This is a genomic window from Bacillus alkalisoli (genome assembly GCF_002797415.1).
GTDB lineage: Bacteria > Bacillota > Bacilli > Bacillales > Bacillaceae_I > Bacillus_CD > Bacillus_CD alkalisoli.
In genome coordinates this window covers 2,811,070-2,834,587 of sequence record NZ_KZ454944.1, presented here as the reverse complement: position 1 = coordinate 2,834,587, position 23,518 = coordinate 2,811,070, and the positions used below count along the sequence as shown (strand labels likewise).

At 34.5% G+C, this 23,518-nt stretch carries 28 protein-coding genes, 1 tRNA gene, 1 pseudogene and 2 riboswitches; of the genes and pseudogenes, 21 read left to right on the top strand and 9 right to left on the bottom strand.

Going from position 1 to position 23,518, the window contains the following annotated elements; genetic code table 11:
* The first annotated feature begins 109 nt into the window (after window positions 1-109).
* From CDZ89_RS14150 to CDZ89_RS19730, 3 genes are all read left to right on the top strand, one after another.
* Entirely contained in the window at window positions 110-868 is a 759-nt protein-coding gene (locus CDZ89_RS14150) for an EAL domain-containing protein (protein ID WP_157842743.1), read from the top strand.
* Window positions 869-1,001: 133 nt separating this feature from the next.
* Window positions 1,002-1,733, top strand: coding sequence for a LytR/AlgR family response regulator transcription factor (locus CDZ89_RS14145; RefSeq protein WP_096155089.1), 732 nt, complete (start codon window positions 1,002-1,004; stop codon window positions 1,731-1,733).
* 414 nt (window positions 1,734-2,147) lie between these two features.
* Window positions 2,148-2,318 carry a hypothetical protein gene (locus tag CDZ89_RS19730; protein ID WP_157842742.1) on the top strand — a complete coding sequence of 57 codons (171 nt, stop codon included), beginning with the start codon at window positions 2,148-2,150 and terminating at the stop codon, window positions 2,316-2,318.
* Between the two features lie 204 nt (window positions 2,319-2,522).
* Here the strand turns inward: CDZ89_RS19730 and CDZ89_RS14140 are convergent, their stop codons facing one another.
* Window positions 2,523-4,823, bottom strand: a complete 2,301-nt coding sequence (locus tag CDZ89_RS14140; RefSeq protein ID WP_100333864.1) for an ATP-dependent helicase — start codon at window positions 4,821-4,823, stop codon at window positions 2,523-2,525.
* Window positions 4,824-4,953: 130 nt separating this feature from the next.
* On the opposite strand from CDZ89_RS14140, the gene CDZ89_RS14135 reads away from it, so the two are divergent.
* Both CDZ89_RS14135 and CDZ89_RS14130 read left to right on the top strand, forming a co-directional pair.
* A complete protein-coding gene (locus CDZ89_RS14135; RefSeq protein WP_096155087.1) occupies window positions 4,954-5,223 on the top strand; it encodes a hypothetical protein in 270 nt (89 codons plus the stop codon).
* 28 nt (window positions 5,224-5,251) lie between these two features.
* Complete coding sequence (locus tag CDZ89_RS14130) at window positions 5,252-6,169, top strand: MBL fold metallo-hydrolase (RefSeq protein WP_100333863.1); 918 nt, start codon at window positions 5,252-5,254, stop codon at window positions 6,167-6,169.
* Here CDZ89_RS14130 and CDZ89_RS14125 read toward each other — a convergent pair.
* The 4 genes from CDZ89_RS14125 to CDZ89_RS14110 all read right to left on the bottom strand — a co-directional run bounded on the left by CDZ89_RS14125 (window position 6,142) and on the right by CDZ89_RS14110 (window position 8,969).
* Complete coding sequence (locus tag CDZ89_RS14125; protein ID WP_100333862.1) at window positions 6,142-6,840, bottom strand: DUF421 domain-containing protein; 699 nt, start codon at window positions 6,838-6,840, stop codon at window positions 6,142-6,144. The two genes, CDZ89_RS14130 and CDZ89_RS14125, sit on opposite strands and share 28 nt — an antisense overlap.
* 267 nt (window positions 6,841-7,107) lie before the next feature.
* The gene (locus tag CDZ89_RS14120; RefSeq protein ID WP_096155084.1) at window positions 7,108-7,569 is read right to left on the bottom strand and encodes a GNAT family N-acetyltransferase; all 462 of its coding nucleotides are present in this window, start codon (window positions 7,567-7,569) and stop codon (window positions 7,108-7,110) included.
* Entirely contained in the window at window positions 7,538-8,059 is a 522-nt protein-coding gene (locus CDZ89_RS14115; RefSeq protein ID WP_096155083.1) for a YjcG family protein, read from the bottom strand. Before CDZ89_RS14115 ends, CDZ89_RS14120 begins: the two co-directional genes overlap by 32 nt.
* Before the next feature lie 184 nt (window positions 8,060-8,243).
* Window positions 8,244-8,969, bottom strand: coding sequence for an alpha/beta hydrolase (locus CDZ89_RS14110; RefSeq protein WP_100333861.1), 726 nt, complete (start codon window positions 8,967-8,969; stop codon window positions 8,244-8,246).
* Window positions 8,970-9,597: 628 nt separating this feature from the next.
* Between CDZ89_RS14110 and CDZ89_RS14100 the strand changes: the two genes are divergently transcribed.
* The 6 genes from CDZ89_RS14100 to CDZ89_RS14075 all read left to right on the top strand — a co-directional run bounded on the left by CDZ89_RS14100 (window position 9,598) and on the right by CDZ89_RS14075 (window position 14,197).
* On the top strand, window positions 9,598-10,371 hold the full coding sequence (locus CDZ89_RS14100) for an ABC transporter ATP-binding protein (RefSeq protein WP_100333859.1): 774 nt from the start codon (window positions 9,598-9,600) through the stop codon (window positions 10,369-10,371).
* Window positions 10,368-11,123 (top strand): ABC transporter permease, encoded by a 756-nt coding sequence (locus CDZ89_RS14095; protein ID WP_096155080.1) that lies wholly within the window; start codon window positions 10,368-10,370, stop codon window positions 11,121-11,123. Before CDZ89_RS14100 ends, CDZ89_RS14095 begins: the two co-directional genes overlap by 4 nt.
* 21 nt (window positions 11,124-11,144) lie before the next feature.
* Window positions 11,145-12,134 carry an aliphatic sulfonate ABC transporter substrate-binding protein gene (locus tag CDZ89_RS14090; protein ID WP_100333858.1) on the top strand — a complete coding sequence of 330 codons (990 nt, stop codon included), beginning with the start codon at window positions 11,145-11,147 and terminating at the stop codon, window positions 12,132-12,134.
* Between the two features lie 61 nt (window positions 12,135-12,195).
* Window positions 12,196-12,786: an SCO family protein gene (locus CDZ89_RS14085; RefSeq protein ID WP_100333857.1), complete on the top strand. Its 591-nt coding sequence runs from the start codon at window positions 12,196-12,198 to the stop codon at window positions 12,784-12,786.
* A gap of 66 nt (window positions 12,787-12,852) precedes the next feature.
* On the top strand, window positions 12,853-13,317 hold the full coding sequence (locus CDZ89_RS14080) for a DinB family protein (protein WP_096155077.1): 465 nt from the start codon (window positions 12,853-12,855) through the stop codon (window positions 13,315-13,317).
* A gap of 1 nt (window position 13,318) precedes the next feature.
* Entirely contained in the window at window positions 13,319-14,197 is an 879-nt protein-coding gene (locus CDZ89_RS14075; protein ID WP_100333856.1) for a GNAT family N-acetyltransferase, read from the top strand.
* Window positions 14,198-14,258: 61 nt separating this feature from the next.
* Here CDZ89_RS14075 and CDZ89_RS14070 read toward each other — a convergent pair whose 3' ends face one another.
* From CDZ89_RS14070 to CDZ89_RS14055, 4 genes are all read right to left on the bottom strand, one after another.
* Entirely contained in the window at window positions 14,259-14,807 is a 549-nt protein-coding gene (locus tag CDZ89_RS14070; RefSeq protein WP_096155075.1) for an HD domain-containing protein, read from the bottom strand.
* A gap of 75 nt (window positions 14,808-14,882) precedes the next feature.
* The gene (locus CDZ89_RS14065; protein WP_227521510.1) at window positions 14,883-15,122 is read right to left on the bottom strand and encodes a hypothetical protein; all 240 of its coding nucleotides are present in this window, start codon (window positions 15,120-15,122) and stop codon (window positions 14,883-14,885) included.
* Between the two features lie 302 nt (window positions 15,123-15,424).
* Window positions 15,425-16,234: a cytochrome c oxidase assembly protein gene (locus tag CDZ89_RS14060; protein WP_100333855.1), complete on the bottom strand. Its 810-nt coding sequence runs from the start codon at window positions 16,232-16,234 to the stop codon at window positions 15,425-15,427.
* Window positions 16,224-16,709: a DUF2243 domain-containing protein gene (locus CDZ89_RS14055; RefSeq protein WP_096155072.1), complete on the bottom strand. Its 486-nt coding sequence runs from the start codon at window positions 16,707-16,709 to the stop codon at window positions 16,224-16,226. The genes CDZ89_RS14060 and CDZ89_RS14055 overlap by 11 nt, the downstream gene beginning before the upstream one ends.
* Window positions 16,710-16,845: 136 nt before the next feature.
* Here CDZ89_RS14055 and CDZ89_RS14050 point away from each other — a divergent pair.
* The 10 genes and pseudogenes from CDZ89_RS14050 to CDZ89_RS14005 all read left to right on the top strand — a co-directional run bounded on the left by CDZ89_RS14050 (window position 16,846) and on the right by CDZ89_RS14005 (window position 22,861).
* A tRNA-Val gene (locus CDZ89_RS14050) sits at window positions 16,846-16,917 on the top strand.
* 56 nt (window positions 16,918-16,973) lie between these two features.
* Window positions 16,974-17,098: pseudogene (locus tag CDZ89_RS14045) on the top strand (LUD domain-containing protein); the annotation flags it as partial.
* 160 nt (window positions 17,099-17,258) lie between these two features.
* Window positions 17,259-17,534, top strand: a complete 276-nt coding sequence (locus CDZ89_RS14040) for a hypothetical protein (protein WP_096155071.1) — start codon at window positions 17,259-17,261, stop codon at window positions 17,532-17,534.
* A 140-nt stretch (window positions 17,535-17,674) separates the two neighbouring features.
* Window positions 17,675-18,199 (top strand): RNA polymerase sigma factor, encoded by a 525-nt coding sequence (locus CDZ89_RS14035; RefSeq protein ID WP_100333854.1) that lies wholly within the window; start codon window positions 17,675-17,677, stop codon window positions 18,197-18,199.
* Entirely contained in the window at window positions 18,189-18,956 is a 768-nt protein-coding gene (locus tag CDZ89_RS14030) for an ABC-2 family transporter permease (protein WP_100333853.1), read from the top strand. Before CDZ89_RS14035 ends, CDZ89_RS14030 begins: the two co-directional genes overlap by 11 nt.
* Window positions 18,957-19,174: 218 nt before the next feature.
* Window positions 19,175-19,531, top strand: coding sequence for a lmo0954 family membrane protein (locus CDZ89_RS14025; protein ID WP_100333852.1), 357 nt, complete (start codon window positions 19,175-19,177; stop codon window positions 19,529-19,531).
* 208 nt (window positions 19,532-19,739) lie between these two features.
* Window positions 19,740-20,387 carry a PspA/IM30 family protein gene (locus CDZ89_RS14020; RefSeq protein WP_096155067.1) on the top strand — a complete coding sequence of 216 codons (648 nt, stop codon included), beginning with the start codon at window positions 19,740-19,742 and terminating at the stop codon, window positions 20,385-20,387.
* A gap of 77 nt (window positions 20,388-20,464) precedes the next feature.
* A complete protein-coding gene (liaF, locus tag CDZ89_RS14015) occupies window positions 20,465-21,187 on the top strand; it encodes a cell wall-active antibiotics response protein LiaF (RefSeq protein WP_100333851.1) in 723 nt (240 codons plus the stop codon).
* Complete coding sequence (locus CDZ89_RS14010) at window positions 21,184-22,236, top strand: sensor histidine kinase (RefSeq protein ID WP_100333850.1); 1,053 nt, start codon at window positions 21,184-21,186, stop codon at window positions 22,234-22,236. The genes liaF and CDZ89_RS14010 overlap by 4 nt, the downstream gene beginning before the upstream one ends.
* A complete protein-coding gene (locus CDZ89_RS14005; protein ID WP_096155064.1) occupies window positions 22,229-22,861 on the top strand; it encodes a response regulator transcription factor in 633 nt (210 codons plus the stop codon). The genes CDZ89_RS14010 and CDZ89_RS14005 overlap by 8 nt, the downstream gene beginning before the upstream one ends.
* Window positions 22,862-22,937: 76 nt before the next feature.
* Window positions 22,938-23,042: riboswitch (SAM riboswitch) on the top strand.
* 343 nt (window positions 23,043-23,385) lie between these two features.
* Window positions 23,386-23,498, top strand: a riboswitch (SAM riboswitch).
* The last annotated feature ends 20 nt before the right edge of the window (window positions 23,499-23,518 follow it).

Genomic DNA, 23,518 nt, shown 5'->3' with positions numbered 1-23,518 from the left:
GCGATATAATGTCTATTGTGCGTTTTGGGCATTAGACAATTAATGAGACTAAAGTTACATTATAAATACAATAATACAAGAAAAAAATTATAGTTAGGGGGGTATGGATATGGAAAGAAATTTAAAAAAATGGGTAAAGAAAAATTCATTTGAACACGTTTACCAACCTATTTGGAATATGGATAAATGGCAAATTATTGGCTACGAATCATTTATTCGATTTGATAACTACGAAGTAGGGTCCATAGAAAGAGTTTTTAGTGAAGCTAGAAAGCAAGACTTATTATTCGATCTCGACACCATTTCCATATTAGGTGCAATAAATAATTTTCCGACTCATTTACTAAATAACACTTTTCTTTTTGTAAACATTTATCCTTCTACTATTTTGCATCCGTTTTTTGAAACATTTTTGAAAAAACTAGTAAGAAGCAAGCAGGTAATTCAAGGGAAAGTCATATTCGAAATTAACGAAACAATGGAAGAAGCTAGTGTTTGGAGTAGCATGGGGTTTAAAAATAAATTGTCTATATTTAAAAAGTATAATGTGTTCTTTGCACTCGATGATGTAGGAAAAGGTGTAGCAACGATTGAAAAAATAAAAGAATTTCAACCTGATTACGTAAAATTATATCGAGAAATAGCAAATGACTTAAGCGTGTCCATTGAAAAGCAAAAATTTGTAAGTACATTAGAAGAGTATTGTAAAAAACAAAAGATTGGATTTGTAATGGAAGGTCTAGAGAAAGAAACAGACTTAGCATTTGCCAAACTTTTAAAGATTTCACTTGGACAAGGATTCTTAATTGGAAAGCCACAAATTTTAAGTGAAGAGACTATTATTCTAAATGATCGAGCATTAGTTTAACACCACAGGCATTTGGGTAAAAAACAGCATATCGTTTATAATAATATAGAACATAAAAACCACTAGATAAATCTGGTGGTACCTTTATTTTTTACTTTAACTTTTCATATAGATAGAAAAAGGAGTAGGATGAATGGAGAATTATAAAATCGTTATTGCAGATGATGACGATCTATCTAGGAAGATATTACATCATTTCGTATCCCTTTTTCCGAACTATGAAATCGTTGCAGAAGCTGAGCGTGGGGATCAACTAGTAGAACTAGTAAAAAAACAAAAGCCAGACATCATACTAGTTGATATAAATATGCCAGTAATGGACGGTGTAGAGGCTGTCAAAGAGTGTAGAAAGTTTGCAACAAACGTACAAGTAATATTTACGACGGGATATGATGAATTTGCAGTTGAGGCTTTTAATATTTCTGTAGCTGATTATTTGGTAAAGCCGATTGAGCGAATCCGTTTATATAAAGCACTTGAAAAAGCGAAAATCTCATTAACTGTACACGAAAGCATTCAACAAATAAAAAACAGAACACCTGTAGACAAGCTAACAATAAAATCTCAAAACTCTATAGCTTACGTACCTGTGGATGAAATATTATTCATTGAAAAGGTAGCAAGGAAGACGATTATTCATCTTAGGGAAAGTTCTCTGGAAACAACGGATTCGTTACAAGATTTAGAACAAAAGCTCCCGGAATACTTTTATAAGACACATCGTTCTTATATTGTTAATTTAAGGAAGATAATCCGAATCGAATCTTTAGGAGAAACTTTTGTCGCTAATTTCACTTCTTCAAAGAAAGTAGCTTATATTTCTAAGTTGAAAATAACAGAAGTGCAATCTTTAATATCTAATTGAGTGAGTTTCATCATGTATGATTGCAATACGAAAAACGGATAAGCACATTGTACTTGGCATTAAAAACACCTTAATAAACGAACATATTATTCAATTTTTTAAAAAATATGAGTTTTTCAATAAACCAACTATAATATAAATTTGACACATGAGTGAGTTTCATAATGTACAATTACTAAACGAAAAACGAACATTAAACCTATTCCTTAATATAATTTACGTTTTATATCGAACGTTATTTAATTATAACAAACGGAACATTCGTTTTTCACTAAACGAACGAACAGAAATTATGAAATTGATTCACATAAAAAATATTCAAACTTTAGAGGATATTTCCAAATTAAGTTGAATAATAATGTTGTGCTTACTATATAAGTCTTTACATACTAAATTTATTAAGAGGTGTTCAAGTTGAAGTTAGCCAATCGGTATATGGAGTTGATTTTTCACTTGCAAACGAAATACGACCGTGACCTTAATTTAGAAGAAATTGAGAAAGTTAAATGTGTTGTAGCAAAAGAAATGCAAGAGAATAAAGAAGTATCGGAAGAGCAACTAGGGAGCATTTTATCAACTACATGAGTCCGTTTCATAATGTATGAATACAATATGAAAAACGAATGATAAATCGTATTCTGTATTTATACACCTAAATAAACGAACATTTTTTTTTGTGTTTTTCTAAGATATTCGTTTTTCATTAAACGAACCGTAATTATGCAATTGAGATACATATTAAATTCTTTATTATAAGAAGGCAGTGCTGTTTCTAGCGCTGCCTTTTCTTTATACAAACATTTTGCTATCTTTTAGAAATCTCGAAACATATACTTGCTTCCCGCGACGAGTGTCTAGTATGGATAAATACAACCCTACTTTTGCGCGAGTTACCGCTACATATAATAGTCTGCGCTCCTCCTCAAGTGGAGAAAGTTCGCCATTTCGAAATGACTCTAGAGCATAGTCATGAGGAAGCCCACCATCTACAACTCCTAGAAGGTATACGTAATTATACTCTAATCCCTTTGTCCGATGAATAGTAGATAACTGTATAGAGGTTTCATAATGCTTGCTTAATCTTTTCATTTCATCTGTCTTTGCAAGCATATCATCCACATGTTCAAGGAATGCATTTACCGTAGAAAATTTTTTAGCAACCACTTTTAAATCACTAATATCATCCGAACCTTTTTCCATCATATTTCCTTCACTGCCACGCTTTTTTACATAATCCGAAAATCCCATATCCTTTTCTATAATCTCTAGTGCAACTGTAGGTGAACAATTGCTCAATGAAAGGAATAATGGAACGATTTTTTTTATTTTTTTCACTTGAAACGGTTGTAAGTTTGGAAGTTTAGATAAAGTTTCAACCAAAGAACAATCTTCTAAAATGGAAGTTGCTTTTGCATCTTGCAAAGCAGACTGTTTTAAGAAAAGCGCTGGAAAAATGTTTGCAAACGCCTTGACGTCATTTGGATCTGTACTTAACTTAAGAAAAGCAATCATGCTTTTTACAATTCTACGATTATAAAAACTTTCATAGTCTTGATCAATCGAAAAAGGAAGCCCTGATTGTGATAGCCGTTCAAAAACTGCTCTAGCCATACTATGTGTACGATATAGGATTGAAAAATCATTTGGTGATGCACCTTGTTCAATTTTTTCCTTTAAGTCATGCACAATCATCGTTGCTTCTTCCTCTTCATTGAATGGAAAGAAATAGTGAGGAGAAGTTGTGTTATCAAACTGCGCTCCCATTCTCTTTGCTTTACGCTGCTTATTTTGCTCAATAATTTTATTAGCGAATGCAACAATAGTATGGGTGGAACGATAATTTTCCGATAGTGTTACAACATTTGTGTTTTTAAAATCATGATGAAAATTTAATATGAAAGACGGGTCACTCCCTCGAAAAGCATATATGGACTGATCATCATCTCCAACTACACAAATGTTCTTTTCTACAGCTAATAACTTCATCGTTTCGTATTGAACTTTATTTATGTCTTGAAACTCATCAATTAAAAAATAACGGAACCGGTTTTGATATTTTTTTAGTAGTGCTTCATTATTCTTTAGGAGTTCATAACAACCAATTAACATGTCATCAAAATCAAAATGATGACTATTCGCTTTCCACTGTTCATATTCTTTATATAAAGTAAGGATTTGTTCTTCTAACTTAGAAGTAGGGGTTATTGCTTCTGGTTGCTTCATACTATTTTTCCATAGGCCAATAAATTGAATGGCTTGATCAAAAGGAAAATCTTTTTCATCTAGGTCATACTTCCTGCCAGCTTGTTTTAAAAATTGCTCCTTTTGCCAATCCCATTTTAATAGATTGTTACTATTCCATCTAGCTGGATCCTGATGAGATAGTATTCGATAAAAAATGCTATGAAAAGTACCAGTAACAAAGGAATTTAATAAAGAAGATCGATACTTGAATATTTTTTTAAGTCTTTCTTTCATTTCTTGTGCAGCTTTTGCTGTAAAAGTAACGAGCATAATAGAACGTGGATCAATATTTTTTTCTTCAATCATATATGCTACTCGACTAGTCAATACTCGTGTTTTTCCACTACCCGCTCCAGCTAAAACTAATAGAGGGCCATCCACTGTTCGAACTGCCTCTTGCTGAGATATGTCTAAATGAATATTTTGCTTGGAAAGCTTTTCAAAGTACCCTTCCATTTTGTCCTTGTTATTCGAATATTCTTTTAAAAAGATAGGCAAGGAAGATACAGGTTTAGATAATTTCCAGTCGTTGCTGTCATGATCATTGTTATCGTGGATTGCTCTACTTTTAGGTATTTTAAATCCATCTCTGGCTGTATAAGTTGTGCTTTCTATGTTTTCGCGAGTTTCTCCCGTTGTAATAGCTAGCTCGTTACACTCGTCATCGATTTTATTAGCATGGTAAAAATATGGTGCTTTTTGTATTCCTAAATATAGCTTTACTTGTTTACTACATTTACCACAGGCTAATTCATTTCGAACGCCAGCGTCATATAAATGTTGATAGCGGTCACGTGCACTATTCTCAAGTGACACAAGTTTACCATTCCAAATTGCATTTTTCATTTATGTATACCCCTTTAAAACAGTCAATCTAACTCATCTTAACACATATACTAAAAGGAATATACTAACTCTGTATAAGTTTTTCTTTAGTAAAAATAGGGAACAATAATAAAAAGAGGAGGCGATTTATATGGGTTATGTATTACCTATTCAAATGGACACGTATCGTCAATATGCAAACAGAACGACGCTTCATGAAAAGGAAACGATTACACTAGATCCGGTCATGAAACCAGTTTTTCATCGCGTAGACTCCCAATACACATGGCAAGAAATGCAACGAAATAATATGTACGTACCGAAAAAAAGAAAACAAAATCAAAAAGAAAATCATACATGGGACGATAGTTTATTAGCTGAAATAACAGGAAAAGGAAGGCTGTTCAACGAATCTATTTAATAAGATTCTATTTGTGAGGAGTGCTTTCATGGAATGGATTAATGTAACCGGAAAAGTTGGATACTTTAAGGGCTCTGTTAACATCGGATATGCGAGAATATCTGATAAAACAGGGCTTATTTTCGATGCTGGCCTTGATGACCAAACGATGAAAAAAGTGATAAAACAATTGGAAAGTCTAGGAGCTCCTATTACCCATTTGTTTATTTCTCATGCGCACGCAGATCATTACGGTGGAGCGGCACATTTGCAAAAAAAATACGATGTTTATACATATGCTCCAGTTTTTGAAGAAGCAATATTGCGTAATCCTATGCTTGAGCCACTGTACTTATTTCACGGTACATACCCAATGAATGAGTGGCGTAACAAGTTTATTGAGGGAAAACCTATTCGAGTAGATGAAGTTGTTTCATTGGAGGGGGATAGAGTCCTTCAGATTGATGAAATTCCACTTCAAGTACTTAGTTTACCAGGACATAGTTATAATCAATATGGCATTATTTTTGATGGAATTCTTTTTGCATCAGATAGCTATTTTAGTGTAGAAACTTTAGAAAAGCACAATATTCCTTTCATTGTAAATGGAGAAGCAACGCTAGCAACTTTACACAAACTGCTTGCCATAGAATGTGCTGGTGCTTTCCCAGGACATGGAGAATACGAAGAGAATTTCAAGAAAATAGTACAGGCAAATATACAGTTTCATGAAAAGATTCTAGAAGAAATAACAGATATTATTTTTGGTAACAATAACAAGGAGGGAATGACATTAGATAGCCTTGTTGGAAATGCTTGTAAGAACCGTAAGATTGAAATCAAGTCTGTTACTTCTTTTATGTTGTTTAGAACTGCAATTACAGCATATGTAACCAAGTTAATTTTAAAGGGGAGAGTGGAGTTAATTGTGAAAGACAATCAACTCTTCGTTTCTCCTTTAGCATAAGGCATAAAAAATATAGGCTCTCCTTCTTGCCATTCTGCATAAACAATGTCAGATGGGGTAAGGAAGCCTTGTTTTTTTAATTCTAATAGAAGCCATTGCTCTGTTAAATGAAATTCTTGAAGATTATCAAGTAGAATTTCACCATCAGAAATAATAGAAACTGGTAGGCTAGTCCCTGCAGGAGCTATCTTTAACTCTTCGTTTGTAGGAGAAGCATAAGGTTGTTTCTTTAATACACTAACAGAGCCGTCCGTTTCAAGTATGGCGTATTCTACTTCTTTCATAGAAAAGGCCCCTTTTGAACGCAATAAATGTTGCAATTGATAAATGTCTAATTTTGATTTTTTTAACTCTTTCATATTTATGTTTCCTTTATGTATAACAATAGATGGCCTTCCCTCTAAAAAGCTTCGAGTGCTTTTCCACTTTTGAGTTATTGTTTCCATGACGAATATTAAAATACCCCATAAAGTAAGGGAAAAAACGATTTTATCTACTCCAACTTCTTGATCATATAAGGCATTCCCAACTAACTCGCCTAAAACGAGAGCAGATATGAAGTCGAAGGGAGTGATTTGGGTAATTTGTGTTTTACCTAACAATTGTGTCATTGCAAATAATGCTACAAATCCTATGAAGAGTTCGGTCGCAATTCGCACAAAGTCCATCATGATAAAACAGCCTACTTTCAAAGAGTTCTATCTAATTAGGATGTGCAATAAGCTCTTATTTATGAAAGTATCTGTTAAATACTACTGTTGGTTTTCTCGCAAGTCTTCGCTTCCCGCTTCTCCCGTAGTAGTCTTTGCCTTGCACGGAAATCAAGCTAGAAAGGTATACGAAATCAGATTTATAACACATCTTTATTAAAAAGAAGTCTTTAATCTCATGTAAAAAGAGACAAAGCCATTTTGACCTTGTCCCATTTTAGTAATATTTCAAACTTCTTTTACCATCGTTACGTGTGGGATGCCTGCATCCATGAATATATCTGATACCGTCTCATACCCTAGTTTAGCGTAAAACCCTTCGGCATGTGTCTGTGCATTAAGCTTTAATTTCTTCACACCTTGGTCCACAGCAAAATTCTCAATGGCACTCATAATTAGCCTTCCAGATCCTCGACTTGTTCGGTGAGTAGGAAGAACGCAAATCCGCTCCACTTTTCCATAACCATCAACAACGCGAAACCTTCCTGCTCCAACCGGTTCCTCACCATCATATAATACGAAGTGAGTAGCCGTATTTTCAAACTCATCAATTTCCTCTTCTAAAGGGACCTCTTGTTCTTCCACAAATACAATTTTCCTAACTTTATATGCATCTTCTAACTGCTCTTCGGTTGAAACTAATTGTACATTCAATGTATTAGCAGTCCTTTCCAAAGCGGAAAGTCTCATAAACTGTCCACATTCCGTCTTCTAATTGGTATAGAAGGTGAACTCTGTCTACCGTTTCTTCATGCTGAATATCTGACATTTTTAATGCACCTAATACATCGGAATGTTCATCATCTGATAACTTTTGGCCAATTGTAATGTGTGGAACGAACGCATACTCACGGTTGTCTGTGAAATACCCTTCACCCTCATGCAATTTTTCATGTAATTCTAACAACTCTACATGAGGCTCTACTTTTAAATAGATAACATTGTTTACCGGTGAAAAAGAACTAACTTTCGAGATAGACAAAGTAAATGGTGCAATATTCTTCGTAATAGCATGAAGTTGTTCCGTAACAGACTTCATGTCATCCTCCGCAATTTCAAACGTATTTTTAACCGTTACATGTGGTGGTATTAAAGCAAAATGAGGGTCATATCGCTTTCTGTATGAGTTGGCAAAATCTTGTAATTTTTTTGATGGAAAAATAGCGATTCCATATTTCATGTGTATCCCTCCTGATAATAAACTTAGTATTTGTTTTTCGTATTGTAATCGTACATTATGAAACTTGCTCTTTTAATAATTCGAAGGAAATAATTAATTTCCTACCTATTTAATATTATTTTAGCTTAATTAATGAAAAAAAGGTAGCGAAGATATCAGAACATTCGAAAATGATGCAGAGTAATCAGCGATATATTACTTTAAGTGCTTTACGCAAGTCAGGTTGCCAATATGTCCATGTATGGTCACCTTCAAATTCCTCATAGGATATTGTAAAGTTCTTTTCCTTCATTAACTTATGTAAATCTCTATTTGGAATGACAAAATCTTTCGTCTTTCCATCCGTGGTCTTAACGTCTGTTTCTTCTGTACCAATAACATGGTACATCGTTAAAAGATGTGTTTCGTTAAATTCCCCCACTTTATCTAACACGTAGTTATTCACGTAAGGCGATTGTAAAATGACATTTCCAAATGTATTAGGGTAGTGCAGTGCAGCTAATAAAGAAACAGTACCTGCTAAAGAGTCTCCAATTAAACCGCGTCCCATTCCCATTTGATAAGTAGGAAATTCTTTGTCTAAATAGGAAGTTAACTCATGACCTAAAAATCGTAAATATCCTTTATGTTTAGAGCCTTTAGGATGATACTTTTCTTTGCGGTCTTGCACATCTTTATAAGGAACGCCAATGATAATAATATTTTGTATTTCTTTATTTCCTAATAACTCATCAGCTAAACTTGCAATTCGCCCCATTGAAAAATAATCTTGGCCATCTTGAGCAATTAATACATGATATTTATATAAGGGTGAGTAGTTAGCTGGCTTATAGATCATTAAAGTCATGTCTTCTTTTAATGCATCGCTATATAAAATTCTTTCTTCGATTTGTCCTTTTATATTTTCCACTTTTTATTTCCTCCTAGCTGAAAAGTTAACTTTGGCAGCGCTTTACTGCTATCATATCATAATTAATTTCAAAATGAAGAGTAGGCGATTTTGTAAGAATATTAAGCAAATTTCTATGGGATTTAATTCTATTGTTAATAGTTGATGTTCACTGCAGATACTAGCTTTCTGAGGGCGGTTTCGTGCGTGCCTATGACAGTTTTACTTTGTGTATTAGGTGAGAAGGGTCTTGGCGGTATTGCTCAAGACCCTTTACCATTGAAATTGAGGGGAAGAGGGTCATGGGAAACGTTCTCAAGACCGTTTACCATAGAAATTGAGGCGAAAAGGGTCATGGGAAACGTTCTCAAGACCGTTTACCATAGAAATTGAGGCGAAAAGGGTCATGGGAAACGTTCTCAAGACCGTTTACCATAGAAATTGAGGCGAAAAGGGTCATGGGAGACGTTCTCAAGACCGTTTTCCTACTAAAAACTGAGGTGAAAAGGTCTTGGTGGCCTGTATCAAACTGAAAGAAAAAATAATCTGATTAATTGTCAATATATTGACGTATGCGACATATCGTATATAATATAATTTATAATTCCGATTAAACATATATGAATTAAATGAAAGGTGGGTGTTCCAGTTGTTTTTACAACTTTCTAATATAACGAAGCAATTTGAAAATCAAGGAAAAATACAAACCGTTCTTTCTCCGATTGATGTAACAATAGAAGAAGGGGAGTTTGTCTCTATATTAGGTCCTTCAGGATGTGGTAAATCAACGTTACTTTCTATAGTAGCAGGATTAACAAAACCAACTACTGGAGAAATCCGATTACAAGACTCGGTTATAACGAAACCAGGAAAAGACCGTGGAATGGTTTTCCAACAAGCAGCACTTTTCCCTTGGATGTCTGTAGAAGAAAACGTACTATTCGCTGTTCGAGATAGCAAAAACAAAGAGGAGAAAGTGGAGAGAGCACATCATTTCTTAAAAATGGTCCAGCTTAGCTCAAACTTAAAGCAGTACCCTCATGAATTATCAGGTGGTATGCAACAAAGGGTATCAATCGCGAGAGCATTGGCAATGGACCCAACCGTCTTATTAATGGATGAACCTTTTGGAGCATTAGATGAGCAAACAAGATTGCGAATGCAGCAAGAATTAGAAACAATTTGGTTAGAAACGAAAAAAACAATTTTGTTTGTTACACATAGTATTTATGAGTCTATTAAGCTTTCCGATCGAATTTTAGTAATGGGTACCCGACCAGGTTCCATCATTGCAGATATTACAGTGGATATTGATCGTCCTCGCTTACGTACAGACGAACGTGTCGTAAAACTAGAAGGCGAGATTAGTAGTTTATTACAAAAAGAAATCGAAAAGGTTGTTCAAGAGGAGTTAAAGATATGAAGACATGGATGAAACGAGTCATTTTTTTCGTCTCGTTATTCGTAGTATGGGAAATCGCCGTGTTAATGATTGGTTGGCCGCCTTACATTATGCCTAAGCCAACCGATGTTTTTCCTGCTATTTATATAGGCTTTAGAGACATGACATTAGTTCACGCATTAGCAGCAAGTTTCCAGCGACTATTAATCGGATTGGGCCTTTCCATTTTGATTGGTACTGTTCTTGGTATTTGGTTTGCAAAGTCCAAAACGGCTGATGAAACAGTTGGTTCACTTGTTCTTGCCTTACAAAGTGTTCCTAGTATTGTTTGGTTACCACTTGCAATTACGTGGTTTGGTTTTAGCGAAACAGCAATCACGTTTATTGTGACACTTGGTGGTACTTTAGTAATGACGATTAATATGAGAACAGGAATTAAAAACGTTCCTCCTCTCTATATAAAAGCAGCTTCGACAATGGGAGTATCTAGCTTTGAAATGTTTTGGAAAGTAATTTTACCTGCATCGGTCCCTTATGCAGTAACAGGTATTAGACTTGCTTGGGCATTTGCATGGCGTGCGTTAATGGCCGCTGAATTATTAAGTATGGGTCCTGGATTAGGGTATTCCCTTAAATATGCAGCTGAGTTTTCAAAAATGGACTTAGTATTCGGTATTATTATTATCATTTGTGTTATTGGTACAATTGTTGACTTTTTATTTTTCCAACGAATCGAGAAAAATGTTGCTCGTCGTTGGGGCTTAGACCAATAGAGTTGAAAAGGAGAATAAGAGATGAGAAAAAGGTTGATTCAGCTTAGTATTGTATTGTTAATTTCACTTGGGGTTTTAGCTGGTTGTGGCTCTAGTGGAGATGGAAAAGAAAAAATTATCATTGGGTACTTTCCTAATATAGATCACGTACCTGCAATGGTAGCAAAAGAAAAAGAAATGTATGAAAAGGCATTGGGGGAAGATGTAATTGTTGAATACAAAACATTCCCTGACGGTGGAGCATTTATGACAGCGTTAAAAACTGGCGAAATTCATGGTGGATTAGTAGGACCAGGACCAGCGATGAACAACTATGCAAGTGGAGCAGACGTAAAAGTAATTGCAGGTGCTTCATCAGGTGGTACTGTTATAATTGCAAGTAAAGAAAGTGGAATTACTTCTATTGAAGGTTTAGATGGAGCTACATTTATTACACCTGGAATTGGTTGTACACATGATGTTCAGATGGAAACTTTCTTAAAAGATTTCGGCCTAACTTCTTCTCGTATTGGTGGTTCGATGCAACATGTAACTGGTAACCCTGCTCAATACGGTGGAATGTTTGAAACTGGTCGTGTTCAAGCAGCAGCGGTCCCTGAGCCATGGGCGTCTGTATTATCCATTGAATTTGGAGCTAACATCATTGTAGATAGTAATGAAATCTCTTACGGTGAAACATTACCGAACACGATTTTTGTTACAAGCGGAAAATTAATTAATGAAAAACAACATCTTGTAGAAAAGTTAATGGAAGCACATCTTCAATCTGTAAAATTCATTGAAGAAAATCCAGAAGAAGCAAAAGAAATTGCAATTAAATCTATTAAAGAAACGACAAATCATGAATTATCACGTGAAATCGTTGATAGTGCATGGGAACGTATTCGTTTCACATATGAAGTAGATGCAGAGGTTGTTCAAGAATTTGCAAACTCTTCATTCGACCTTAAGTTCTTAACAGAAAAACCAGATTTCGCAAACTTTATTGATACTAGTTTTGTGAATCGTTAACACAACAAAAAGGTGTCAGGCTATAATAGCCTTTGACACCTCTTTTGTGGGAGGATATGTAATGAAGAAAAAATGGGGACTATTTCTTTTACTAGTATTGTTAACAGCTTGCCAACAAAAAGAAGAAATAAACTTAGATGATATTTTTAATATGAAGTTTGAAGTAAGAGAGCTTGAAGGTGTAAATGAACAGGGGACTACATTTCAAACAGGTGAACTTAAAGGGGAGGTTTGGTTAGCAAACTTTATCTTTACAAACTGTGATACGGTTTGTCCTCCGATGACTGCTAATATGGCACGAGTGCAACGTCATCTGAAAGAAGTTGGTTTGGAAGATGTGAGAATAGTATCTTTTAGTATTGATCCTGAGTATGATACGCCTGATAAGCTTATAGAGTATGGTAATTTATTTGATGCCGACTTTTCAAATTGGGATTTTGTTACTGGCTATACGCAACAAGAAATTGAACGATTTGCTAACATTTCTTTTTTAGTTCCAGCTGCAAAGATTGAAGGTAGTAATCAATTTACACATACTACCGCAATGTATCTTATAGACAAGGATGGATTTGCGCGAGAAAGTTATAGTGGAACTGATTTGGAAGTGGAGTTAATTGAAGAAGGTATTAAGAAAATAAAGGGAAACAAATAGAAGGAATATTATATTATTTGTAGAAACACTCATATTATTGAGTGTTTTTTATTTGGGGGAGAATTTATGGTAAGCGAAAAGGTATTATTTAATCAGCTAGTTTCATTTAGAGAAGATTTATTATTTGTATTAGAAGATGTAACAGAGGAAGAATCGGAATTAATACCAAAAGGATTTAGAAATAATATCCATTGGAATATGGGACATATTTTATTAGATCAATATATGTGGATATATTTCCAGTTAGAAGAAGAGATGCCTTACGATTACTTAGAGAAATATTTTGGCTATGGAACTACTCCTGATCACTTTTCAAATGAAACACCAACGTATTCTGAATTATTATCCTTATTAAAAGAACAGACAAACAAGATAAGAGAAACATTTTCAAATAGATTAAGTGAAAAACTTTTGAAGGTTACAGAGCTTGAAATGAGTACAGTAGGAGAAGTATTACCAAGAACTATGTATCATGAAGGATTACATATTGGAACTATTATCACAATGAAAAAGCTTATTAGAGGTATGTAACTTGAATATTCTATTTGAACAAACTCACAACTTAAATAATGAACAATTTAAAGATGTTATTCATTTACTCGAGCGATGTGAAAGCTTCGACAAAGTGGAGATTGCATCAAGTATAAACGTTTCGATGTTGGAAAATGCAGAAGAAAAACATTTATATTTTATTTTAGGATATGAGAATTTAAGATTGGTAAGTTTTCTAGGTTTGTACTCTTTTATTGATAGTGAAAAAATTGAAATCGCAGGAATGGTGCACCCTGATTTCAGACAAAAAAAGATTTTTTCAACCATGTTAAATTCAGGGCTAACTATTTGTAAAGAAAGAAACGCTAAAGAAATCTTATTTGTATGTCCTAGTAGATCAAATGCTGCAAAAGGGTTAATGAAAAAACTAGATGCACCTTACAGTTTTTCCGAATACACGATGGAACTAAAAGAATATGTTCCTATACTTGGAGAGTCTGAAATAACATTGTTGAAAACTGAAGCGGAAGATATTGATATTGTCACGTCCTTATTGCTAGATGGCTTCGATTTTGGTGGGGACCCTGAAAGTGTAAAACCGTTAATAAGGCGTAACTTAAATAAAAGCGGATACGATTTATTTGTTGTTAAAGATGAAGAAAATGAAGTTTATGCAACTTTGACCGTTTCAGATGAAAAACAATCGTACTATATTAGTGCATTTACTGTGGCGAAGTCCAAAAGGGGACAAGGATTAGGGAGAAAAATATTACGAGAAACAGTAGAGCATATTAGAATGAGAAATAGTAAGTTAATCCGATTAGATGTAGATGTGAAAAATGAAAATGCGCTTGGTTTATATGAAGGTGTTGGATTTAGGAAAGTTAGTGGGTATGATTATTATAGTTATAAAATATAATCGTAAGCGATTTCATAAGTATGTAAATGAAAGAGGTTAATAGGACCTCTTTTATTTATGTTTAGAAAGATGATAAGTTTTGGGAATTTGCTTCTCGTGTTGGAAGATAAACATCAATGAGTTGATCTAATTTTTGAAGTTTTTCAAGGGCAGTAGATTTGTCCATCTTTTTATAGTGATGCATTCCGCCTTTTTGCTCATCAGCTTCATCAGCATGCTTCACTACTTTTTGTAATGGAGTTCGTTTAATTTGTGCTTCAGGCAAATACGAATCTGTATGCAAAAGTATGGCAACTGATATTTCTTTTGCTGCTTGTGAGTTTTCACCTAAGCGAATGAGCAATTTATGTGCACGCTCTGCACCTTTAATCGCATGAATATCATTTTCACGATATAAATCATAATCCCACTTCCCGTTACGATACCATTCATAATGACCGATATCATGTAAAAGAGCTGCTTTTGTTGCCAAATCTATATTTACGTTATATTTGAATGCTAAATGAAAGGCTTCCTCGGTCACTGCAACAGCATGTGCAATTCCTGAACGTTGCAAGTATTTTTGGGTAATTCCATGTAAAAAAATATCCGATAAAGTTACGTTTCTCACTTCAATCCCTCCTATGATGTAGTGTCATGTTCAAAAGTGTTTCTTTACAGGTTAACATATTGGAGAGGGATTTGGCTATAGGCAAAAGTTGTTATTACATAACGTGAAACTTTTTTCTTTCAAGCGTTGACAAGATAAAATATTTTCTATCTTAAATGTCCGTTTTGTTTTTCTTAGATAACAAAAGCCAATAAGGTGTGTGTCTCCAATATGAATAATACGTACTGCTCTTTGAGTTAATTCCCCATTACGAGCTTCGTAAATCATTTCAATAGGAATATTGTGATAAAAATATTTTTCTAATAACTTTTTCACGATCATCACCTCCTGCTATTATTATATGCGAACACGCGTTCTTTATGCAAGTGTCGAAAAATAAAATTATTGTCGAAAATATTAGAATATTGTTGAATTTGTGGATACATATAGAATATGATAAGTAAGTAAGGGATGACACAGATAATTTTGGAGGGAAATATGTCTGTTTTTTTATCAATGCTCCTTTTTTGGAAAAAAGGGAAAAAGCAATGCCTCTATTGCGGACAAACAACTACACATAAGCACATTTGTAAACCGTGTTCAGATAATAGGAAAGAAAAGCTAGGGTTTTAATGTAGTTAAACTCCTAGCTTATTATTTTGTATAATCGACCTTGGTCGTGTTGAATTGTACCATTGAAGACAGAGAATAAATATAATCATTGCATCAATAAGGTCACCTAAATAATACATAAGTATGGCACCGTTTTCTGTTTGAATTTGCGCTACGCCAACTGGTGGATGTGCATATATATGCTTGGATAAAATGCCATGACCAGCAAGAGCGAAAATGAACACAAGTGATCGATAATAAAATGATCTTCTATGCATAATCGGATCTATGTAAATCATGGATATGGTAAATAAATATCCAGCTAAAAATACGTGCAAATGGATTGCTACGTAAAGTACTACACTTTGATGCATCAAGTAAAACAAATCTGTCGTGTAAAGGAACCATAGACCACCAACATTCAAAATACTCGTCACCACAGGGTCTGTATAAAACTTACAAATCCTACTTTTTAAGAAAGATGTGAGTTTTCGGGCCTTATCGACAGAAAGTGTTCGTAGCAACAGCTTTATTGGTGTAGAAAGAGCGATTAATAATGGTGCCAGCATACCTAGTAATAAGTGCCCGACCATGTGGTAGACAAAATCGGAGTGACTTCGTTGCGAGACTGGTCCAACAACTGCAACTAGAGCACTCAGAGATCCAAGAACAAAAAAAGTAAGTCGTTTGTAAGGCCACCGTTTATGTTTTGAATTAGAAATGATTACGGCAAGAAAATAGCCTATGAAAGCTAAGAAAAATGGAATAGCCAATATTACTTGAGTATAAGTCGTAAAAGTGTGATCTAAATGATGCAGATGTAAGTTACTGTTCATTGGCTATATTCTCACTATTTTTGTTGTAATTTGTACGATAAATAAGGATAGCACCAACGATTATCATAGCAATGGCGATTACATTCCATACGATATCGTATATAATTACGTTTTCTACGTATCGAATTTGATGGATGCGCATTATTTTATGTTGAATGATACCATCGTAAAGCTGGAATGCACCCGTTCCAAATATTACGGCACCCCACCAACGCTTTTTCCTAAAAGCATTTCTCCTTTTTAAGTCTGCGAGCATAAACAATCCCCCAATGGTGGCAAAAAAGCTAAATGCATGAAATAAGCCATCCGAAACTAATCCAATCTCCCGTGTGGATTTATCATAAAAGTGGTGCCAGTGTAGCAGTTGGTGGAATAATGTTTCATCAATAAATGCAACTAATCCTAATCCGAACAAAATTCCAGATATTACGTTACGTTTACTGTAAAGTAAGAGTGTATCGTGATTGTTTGTCATCTAAAATCTCCTTTCATATCCTTGTAAGTTTAGTTTTGCCAAAGTTTCACAAAAATAAAGGTAATGGATTAAATGACAGAATGTTGCTAATATGAGAAGTGTTGTACTATAATGAAGTTATAGTTAACAATATTGCGACTTGATAGTTCAGTGGGAGAACACTACCTTGACAGGGTAGGGGTCGGGGGTTCGAATCCCTCTCAGGTCATACCGAAACCAAGCTGTTTATAACTTGCTTGGTTTTTTAAAATTAAATAGAAAATTAAAGAAATTGCATTATGTATTAACTTTATTACGGTCCGAGTAATTCTGCAGATATTGAATTAAATTTAGTCGTAGGAGTTCATGGACCAATAAAAGCGACTTACAAAGTGGTAGATGAAATGTAAAAAATTAACTTCCTTGGTTATTTTGCCAAGATGTGGTATACTATAAAGAGAAAAAACTGACATTACTAAAGAGGACTATTTTCAAATGTGGAAAGTAGTACTCTTTTTTATTACTTATCCCTAAGCCTCTGGAAAAAAGAAGTACAGGAGGAAACACATCATGCTTGCAAAAATCAAAAAAGTTAAGCTCAGTAAGGAAGGAAAGAATCCTATCTACAAAGCGGTGTTAGAGTGCCCGGAAGGTCATCAACTCTATGTACATTTTGACTATACTCGCTCCACAAACAAGTTCTGGCCGTTAGAAGTAAATTATAATGGTGAGAACAAAGGAGTAAAACTTGCTTGGTATACAAGAAAAGTAGAAAAAACAACAGTTGAAGCTTTCTTAGAGGGCATCGCAAAGAAAATAAATAAAAAATATGCATATGATATGTAAATAGGAAAGAGAAGAGATGAAATGTCTCTTCTCTTTTTTTGCTGTTCAGGTAAAAAATTAATTAAATTATATAAAATGTGCGATAAAGGCAAGTGTTGTTCGTCTAAGTATATAAGGGAAAAACGAAAGTGGGGGTAAAGATGTCTAACGAACAACAAATTTCAGATTGGTTTCAACAATACAGTGACGACATCTATCAATTTTTACTATATAGATTAAGTTCAACAGATGTAGAAGATCATGTGCAGGAAGTTTTTATAAAAGCTTTTAGAGGAAGTAAGCGATTTAAAGGAGATTCAAGCCCGAAAACGTGGCTATTCTCAATAGCTAGAAATGTTGCCATCGATGAGTTAAGAAAGAGAAAACGAGAAAAGTGGAAGTCTATGCTTTTATTTGAGAATAAAAGTAAGGAGGAACAAGGTAGTACCGACCTAACCCCTGAGAAGCTTTATTTTTTATCCGAGGAGCACAAAGAGATAATAACAGCCATACATTCATTAAATGATACATATCAAGAAGTATTAATAATGAGAGGAGTGAAAGAACTTTCCGTAGAGGAAACCGCCGAGGTGTTAGGGTGGTCCCATGCAAAAGTTCGCTCTACTCATTATCGTGCCAAACAGGCTTTATTAGTTAGGTTAGGAGGTAATGAAAGTGGAAGATAAGTTTAAGAAATTAGATCAAAAATTAAAATCAATCCCTAAACCCACTATAAACATAAAAAGAAAACAAAAAATGTATGAGAAAATAATTAGTACGAAAGAAGTAGTGACGGATAAAATATTAGTATTCTTGTTGTCGATTCTTTTCATCTATTTAGGGTTTAAACTGGTGAGCGGTACGTTTGATGGATATATTTTCTATCCATTACAATTAATTTTATCTAAATTTGAGGATCTATATACAATTTTGACTATTTTTATTTCCATACTAGCAATCATTGCTATTTTCGTCATATCCTATGTATTCGCTTATAAAGTGAGTGACTATCTATCAACTAAGAATAAAAGTTTTTCTATTAAAATAGTCTTAACTTTTCTCATTATGTTTTTTATAGCTCACAACCTAATGGCACCATATTTTTATACAGAAAATTTTTTGAAAAATCGTGCGGTACAACTTATTGAAATGCAACATGAATTGTATGATGAAGAGTTGACCGAAGAAAAATTTGAAAAAATAACCAAAAATGTATATGGTGAAAACAGATATACTAGCAAAAATAACTTAGAATTATTAGAAATAAAAGAAATCAAATTCGAGCGTCGCTATAGTAGGTTCATTTATACAGCCGAAATTACAGTAAAAGAAACACGTGACGGCCAAGAAAATATAGAAAAGTATACCTATAACTATGAGTTCTACTCAAAAAGAGGAAAGTTTTACATGAGTGGATGGTTATATAAGGTATATAACGATTAAAAGTATGAAGCTGTTCAATCCAGATTGAAGGATTGAATAGCTTTTTTACGTTTGTGCTATAAAGACTTACCCTCCATAAGCCCCAAGTCCTATCATAAAATATAGCTCAGGCTCATTATTCCAATCATTTATAAAGGATAAGATAGAGACATGAAAAGGAAATGAAATAATAGTTTCCTTCACCCAACCCCAGACAATAAATGAAAGGAGCAATAAAAATGAAAAAAATAGGTTTGTTTTTAATCGGCATTATCGCCTTTTTTGTACTACTAGGAAACGTTGGTCCACTTATCGGTTTAGCAATTAGCTTAATTGTTGCGTACTACGCAGTAAAGGAATTCCTAAAAATAGAATCAACAGGAAGCAAAATAGCATGGGGAATCATCGCCTTTATCGCCATCGCCTTCACGATTTCTAACGTACCAGCAGTGATCGCCTTAGTTGCAGCTTATGTCCTATACCTAGTCTACAAAAAGTGGAACCAAACAAAAGAAGAAACAAATCCCCCAAGTACAAAAGAAACTAGTGATCCATTCACAAACTTTGAAAAACAATGGAATTTAATGAATAAGTAGGTTTGATTTTGAGAATTGATGTTTTTTTACCTATCCAGCTGTTGATTTCCGTGCAAGGCGGAGACTCCTGCGGGAAAAGCGGGAGACGGGAGACCCCACAGACGCGAAGCGTCGAGGAGGCTCCCGACCCGCCCGCGGAAAGCGATGCCTTGCACGGAAATCAACAGCGGTCTATCACCTTACAAAAAAATAAAAGGAGAGAACACACATGACAACTTTATTTACAAGAATAAAAAACACAATAGCAGCTGATTTTCACGATGCACTGGATAAAAAGGAACAAAAAAATCCAATCGCCCTTTTAAATCAATACCTACGCGATTGCGAAAAAGAAGTAGAAAAAGTTCAAAAACTAGTCGAACGTCAACAAGTATTAAAAGATGAATTTCATAAAGAATTAAAAGAAGCAAACCACTTTGCGGAAAAAAGAAGCCATCAGGCGATGGTTGCTGAAAATGCCGGAGAAAGCGAACTAGCCGAATTTGCTACAAGGGAAAGCCTGCAATATAAAGACCGTGCTCTACAACTAGAACAATCATTACAAAATATAAAGAAAGATCTATCAGACTTAGAGCAAAAGTACGAAATGATGAAACATAAATTAAAAGATATGTACATTAAACGTATGGAGCTAATGGGCAGAGAAAACGTAGCTCGAGCAAATTACAAAATGAATAAAGTAGTAGAGTCAAATGATATAAACAGTGCGGATGCTCAATTTGACGATATGGATAACTATATGACAAGACTTGAGCACCAAGTCAACACATCTTATCTACAAAATACAATTGATGCGCGTATTGCTCAACTAGAAAAAGAACAAAAGCTAGTCAAAACAGATTCTCAAATTTCCTAAAAACTGCTATTCTAATAATAGACTATGGGGTGCTCCTGCCCCTTTTTTCGCATTTATAAAGTAAAGGAGGGGACATTATGCTGAATCGAACAATTACAGATTACTTAAGTTACATCATTATCATCGGACTATTCCTATTTGTATTAGAAATTGCTTTCTTTGACAGCGGTCTTATTTTCACCCTTCTTTTCTCAGCAGCATTTATATACTTCGGTCGAATAAAATGGCACTGGTTAATTGGTAAAGTAATATTTATAATCGGTCTAATTTCCCTTATATTAGCTATTGCTGGAATGATGACATTTAAGTTCTTAATTCTAGCTACTATTATTTATTTTATTTTTAAACTAGCACAATCTAAACAAGCACCAATGCTCATTACACCGAATGTAGAAACATTAAAAGAGCAAATAGTGGAAGGTAAATTGAATCTATTCCGTAACAAGTGGTTTGGAACCCAAAAGACACCAGATCATAGCTATACGTGGGAAGATATTAATATTCAATGTGGAGTTGGAGATACGACAATAGATTTAAGTAATACGGTATTCCCAAAGGGCGAAGCGGTCATTATTATTCGTAACATCGTAGGAAATGTCCAAGTCTCCCTTCCATATGATGTAGAAGTTAGTATTCAACACTCATCGATTGTTGGTACAACTACTATCTTTAACGAAGAAAAAAAGAGTCTGGTGAACGTTACAGCAAAATATCAAACCGAAAACTATCAAGTTGCAACAAGTAAAGTGAAAATTTTCACCTCCCTATATGTCGGAAATCTTGAGGTGAAACGTTCATGACCGTGTTGCAACGTCACATCTTTTTAGGCGCTCTTATTGCTTTTGATACGTTTATCATATTTGGTCTCATCTTTATTTTTGCATTTCCATCAATAGATTGGAGATCGTTATGGAATGTGAAAGTATTTGATCTTCCATTTATTCTATTTTCCTTATCAATTAGTATTTTACTAGGTCTTTTAGTTGGTTTAATTTCTGGTTTTTTTTGGAAAAAGCAGTTTGCAAATATACTAGAGCCTTTAACAGCATTTTCTAAAGGAAATACGTTGGAATTTAAAAAGGAGGATAGCGTTGTACAAGAAGTAGTAGCGATTCAATCCGCCCTGGAAACTGTACAAAAACAAATGAAAGAGCAAACAAAGCTATCGCAAAAATTAGCGAACGAAAAAGCAGTTGACTTTGAAAATAGAGTGCAAGAAATAGTATCACAAGAACGGAACAGACTAGCACGTGAATTACATGACTCAGTTAGTCAGCAATTATTCGGTGCATCCATGCTAATGTCTGCTATTACCGAATCAAAAGGAGAAACCAACGATAGAGAGGCAAAGCAATTAAAGTTAGTAGAGGAAATGATTCAACATTCACAACTTGAAATGCGTGCACTATTGTTACATCTTCGACCAGTTGCATTAAAAGGAAAAACACTTCAAGAAGGTACAGAAGAGTTACTGCTTGAATTAATGCAAAAAGTACCGATGAATATCACTAAAAAAATTGAAGATTTCCAAATTGATAAAGGGGTAGAAGATCACTTATTCCGTATATTACAAGAATCTTTATCCAATACTCTACGTCACTCTAAAGCTCAATCAGTAGAAGTTTTACTAATTCAACGAGATGATTGGATTATTCTTCGGGTAGTTGATGATGGTGTTGGATTTGATGTGGATACAACAAACGCAGGGTCATACGGACTTCAAAATATGCATGAACGCGCAGTGGAGATAGGCGGCACCATGAAAATAGTTAGTGTAAAAGGAAACGGTACTCGCTTGGAAGTAAAAGTACCAATGCTTGATTTAAAGGGGGAAGATGTTGGTGATTAAAGTTCTTTTTGTTGATGACCATGAAATGGTTCGAATCGGGGTATCCGCTTATTTATCAGCTCAGCAAGATATTGAAGTGATTGCAGAAGCAGACGACGGAACGGTAGCTGTAGATTTAGCACTCCAACATAAACCAGATATCATATTAATGGACCTTGTCATGAAAGAAATGGACGGCATCGAAGCGACACGTAGAATTATCGAAGCTTGGCCCGAAGCAAAAATAATCATAGTGACTAGTTTCATAGATGATGAAAAGGTGTATCCAGCCCTTGAAGCTGGTGCAACAAGCTATATGTTAAAAACGTCAAAAGCAAGTGAAATTGCCGAAGCAGTTCGCAAAACATATCACGGTCAGTCTATTCTAGAGCCTGAAGTAGCGGGAAAAATGATGAAAAAAATGCGTTCAAAGCAAGAGCACCATCCACACGAAGAACTAACAAATCGTGAAATGGAAATATTGCTACTAATGGCACAAGGAAAAACAAATCAAGAAATGGCCGACGAACTATTCATCGCCTTAAAAACAGTGAAAGTTCATGTTAGTAATATATTAGCTAAACTGCAAGTACAAGACCGTACCCAAGCTGTTATTTATGCTTTTAAGCATAAGATAGTAGAATGAATTTAGACTTTTCAGAAAATACAGTTGACATAAGTAGATTAACTTGTTAATATGAATCTTAATTTAATAGCCAAACTTCTTATTAAGAGCGGTGGAGGGACAGACCCTATGAAACCCGGCAACCTTCAGTATTGAAAAGGTGCTAAATTCTGCAGATGTATTTTCATCTGAAAGATAAGAAGAGGAAACGGTAACGTTAATCTAAACCTCTTCTTATTGAAGTGGTTTTTTGTTTTTAAGGAAAAAAATAGCGTAGTGTAGCATAAATTCGAGGAGGTGTAGCAAAAAAGTAGAGAAGTGTATCATAAGTCTGTGTAGGTGTAGCAAAAAAGTGCAAGGTGTAGCATAAGTTCGAGCAGCTGAAGCAAAAAAACTATGAAGTGTAGCATAAAATCGTATAGGTGTAGCAAAAAAGCAACAAAGTGTAGCATAAATATATTATCCAATTAGTTCTAAAACACAACAACCTTCCATACGCTATATTATTACAATCTAAAGCATTAACGAATTAAACAACTAAATAACTCTTATCAAGAGTGACGGAGGGATCAGGCCCGATGATGTCCGGCAACCTTCAAGTTATCTTTAACTTGAAAGGTGCTAATTCCTGCAGGCAATTGCGCCTGGAAGATAAGAGGAGGAAGCCCACAAACCTCT